The organism is Pseudomonas sp. NFX98, assembly GCF_047784845.1.
Taxonomy (GTDB): Bacteria; Pseudomonadota; Gammaproteobacteria; order Pseudomonadales; family Pseudomonadaceae; genus Aquipseudomonas.
Genome location: NZ_JBLNNF010000049.1, coordinates 1 through 756, shown reverse-complemented (window position 1 = coordinate 756; position 756 = coordinate 1). Strand labels below are relative to the sequence as shown.

General features: G+C 64.0%; 1 pseudogene. It reads right to left on the bottom strand.

Annotated features, from left to right (window positions below):
• Positions 1 to 756, bottom strand: a pseudogene (locus tag ACM110_RS29995) (type IV secretion protein Rhs); the annotation flags it as partial.

Below are 756 nucleotides of genomic sequence, written 5' to 3'. Positions count from 1 at the left end.
GCAAACGACCCTGCGCGTCGTAGGCCTTGTGCTGCTGACCCCCGTCGGCGGCGACCCGCTGCACCAGCCGTGCCTGCGAGTCGTGGACGTAGGTTTCCTCGCTACCATCGGCGTGTTTCAGGACCACACCGTCGTGGTCATCCCAGCGGTAACGGGTGTCCATCTGCGCAAACGAGGCCCAGTGGCGGACACATCGGGCAGCCTTGCCGGACTTTTCCCACTCCCAATAGAAACTCGCGCCACCGGCCAGTTGCCGTTGCAGGATGACCTGCTGTTCGTCGTAGTCGTAGCGTTCGCTTTCACCGGCGGCATTCATCGCTTCGATCAACCGCCAGCGCGCGTCGTAGCGGTAGCTGACCAAGGTCTGCTCGGTGCGCCAGGCCGGCGGCTGATCGTCGCCGAGGTAAAAGCGCTGGTAGTCGACGGCGACCAAATGGCTACGTTCATAGCGCAACCACAAACAGCGCCCGGCGCCGTTGTCCAGGCGCTGGATGCACCCGGAAAAATCGCGCTGCACCGTCAGACGATTGCCGTAGGCATCGCTGATCGCGCTCAAGCGCCCACCCAGAAAATGGAAAAAGCGCACCGACTCGCCAGCCAGCGCGACAATCAACTCTTCCGGTTCCTCTCCGAGGTAGATCGCCGCCCGCGACAGGCTGTTGTGGATCGCCGGACGCGTCAGGCTCGGCAGCGGAAACGGCGTGCGCCGGTTCTCCGCATCGACCCAGACCACCGTCTCGCCGTCGATTTCCAGGC